Genomic DNA, 2,606 nt, shown 5'->3' with positions numbered 1-2,606 from the left:
GTGCTCTCGGGAGCCGGTGAGGACCAGGTCGCGGTGCGGGCCTCGGGTGTGTTCGGGCGTCGTCTGGAGCGGATGCCCGCGGCGACTTCGGCCTCGGCGTGGTCGCCGTCGGGGACCGTGCTGATCACCGGTGGCACCGGTGCGCTGGGTGTCCGGGTGGCCAGGTGGGCCGCTGCCGAGGGTGCTGAGCATCTTGTCCTGGTGAGCCGACGGGGCCTGGAGGCGCCGGGCGCTGCGGAGCTGAGCGACGAGCTGGCCGGGCAGGGCGTTCGGGTGACCGTCGCGGCCTGTGATGTGGCGGACCGGGACGCTCTGGCCCGGCTGCTCGTGGAGCATCCCGTGGACGCCGTCGTACACGCGGCCGGTGTCCTCGACGACGGAGTCGTCGACGCGCTGACGCCCGAGCGGTTTGCCGCCGTCCTCCAGGGCAAGGCCGTAGCGGCGGCGCATCTGGACGAGCTGACCCGGGACAGCGATCTCTCGGCGTTCGTGCTGTTCTCGTCCTTCGCGGGTGCGGTCGGCGCTCCGGGCCAGGGCAACTACGCGGCGGCGAACGCCTACCTGGACGCCCTGGCCGAGCGGCGTCGAGCTTCGGGTCTTCGGGCGGTGTCCATCGCCTGGGGCCCCTGGGCCGAGGCCGGGATGGCCGAGAACGAGGGGGTCGGGGACTATCTGCGCCGCCGAGGTCTGGGCGGTCTCGACCCACATTCCGCGCTGGCGGCCCTGAAACGCCTCACCGACGGTGCCGATCCGGTGGCCGTGGTGGCCGATGTGGACTGGTCCCGTTTCACCCCGGCATTCACCGGCGGCCGACCCAGCCCGCTCGTCACCGGCCTCCCCGAGGCCCGGGCCGCCGTGGACGCGGATGCCGCACAGGGCGGCGCTCCGGGCGGCTCCGGGCTTCGGGAACGACTCGGCGCGCTTCCCGAGGCCGAGCGTGAGCAGGCCCTGCTCGAGCTGGTCCGCGTCCGCACCGCCTGGGTGCTGGGCCACGCGGACACAACCGCCGTGGAGGTGGGGCGTGCCTTCCGGGACCTGGGCTTCGACTCCCTGACAGCGGTCGAGCTCAAGAACCGGCTCAGTGCGGAAACGGGACTGCCGCTCCCGGCCACGCTGGTCTTCGACTACCCGACCCCCGCCGAACTCGCCGACTTCCTGCGCACCGAACTCCTGGGCGCCGATCCAGGTGCCCCGGAAGCCACCGGGGTCCTGGGGCAGATCGACAGGCTGGCCGCCCTCCTGACGGCCACCGGACCGGCGGAGTCGGACGGCGAAACGCATATCAGGGTGACCGCGAAACTGCGGGAACTGCTGTCGATCTGGACGGGCGCGGAGGCTGCGACGGACGGTGCGGACGACGCGGCGGAGCTGGACGAAGCCACGGACGACGAGATGTTCGACCTCATCAACAAAGAACTCGGAATCTCCTGACTTTGCGGAGTCGGCGTTCCCTGGATCACTCACGGCTCCTGCTAGGGAAGTGAACTCGATGGCGACCAACGAAGAGAAGCTGCGGGAATACCTCAAGCTGGTGACCGCGGACCTTCGCCAGACCCGCAAGCGACTGCACGAAGCCGAGACACATCGGCACGAACCCGTCGCGGTCGTGGGTATGGGGTGCCGGTTCCCCGGCGGGGTGGACTCACCGGAGAGCTTTTGGCGGTTGCTGATCGAGGGCACGGACGCGGTCTCGTCCTTTCCGGCGGACCGTGGATGGGACCTGGACGGGATCTTCGATCCGTCGGGGGAGCGGCCGGGGACGACATACGCGCGGGAGGGCGCCTTCGTCTACGAGGCGCCGTTGTTCGATTCCTCGTTCTTCGGGATCTCGCCACGGGAGGCCGTGGCCATGGATCCCCAGCAGCGGCTGCTCCTGGAGACATCGTGGGAGGCCCTGGAGCGGTCCGGCATTGAGCCCGGAACGCTGCGGGGGAGCCGGACCGGGGTGTTCGCCGGGACCAACGGCCAGGATTACCTGGCGCTGTTGCTCAACAGCCCCGAGGACGCGGACGGATATCTGGCCACCGCCAGCACGGCGGCCGTGATGTCGGGGCGGATCGCGTATGTGCTCGGTCTTGAGGGGCCGACCCTGACGGTGGACACGGCCTGTTCGTCGTCGCTGGTGGCACTGCACCTGGCGACGCGNACGCCGAACGCGTTTGTGGAGTTCAGCCGTCAGCGGGGGCTGGCCGCGGACGGCCGTTGCAAGGCGTTCTCGGAGGCCGCTGACGGCACCGGGTGGGGTGAGGGCGCCGGGGTCCTGGTCGTGGAACGCCTCTCGGACGCCCGTCGCAATGGCCACACGGTGCTCGCGGTGGTGGCCGGCAGCGCGGTCAACCAGGACGGCGCGTCCAACGGCCTGACCGCGCCCAACGGCCCCTCCCAGCGGCAGGTGATCCATGCTGCGCTCGCGGACGCGGGCCTGTCGGTGTCGGACGTGGACGCGGTGGAGGCGCACGGGACGGGCACGTCATTGGGCGACCCGATCGAGGCGCAGGCGCTGCTGGCCACTTATGGCCAGGACCGTCCGGCCGACAGACCGCTGCGGCTGGGGTCGGTGAAGTCGAACATCGGGCATACGCAGGCGGCTGCCGGTGTGGCCGGTG

The 2,606-nt window shown here is 71.1% G+C and carries 1 protein-coding gene and 1 pseudogene; both read left to right on the top strand.

Features of this window, described 5'->3' with window-relative positions:
- Positions 1 to 15 precede the first annotated feature (15 nt).
- A pseudogene (locus tag IEY86_RS35760) lies at positions 16 to 1,431 on the top strand (beta-ketoacyl reductase); the annotation flags it as partial.
- Between the two features lie 58 nt (positions 1,432 to 1,489).
- Positions 1,490 to 2,606 (top strand): beta-ketoacyl synthase N-terminal-like domain-containing protein (locus IEY86_RS35755; protein ID WP_189136067.1); only part of this gene is annotated, 1,117 nt, incomplete at its 3' end.

The sequence above is a fragment of the Wenjunlia tyrosinilytica genome, assembly GCF_014646055.1.
Taxonomy (GTDB): Bacteria; Actinomycetota; Actinomycetes; order Streptomycetales; family Streptomycetaceae; genus Wenjunlia; species Wenjunlia tyrosinilytica.
This window is presented reverse-complemented; position numbering and strand designations above follow the sequence as displayed.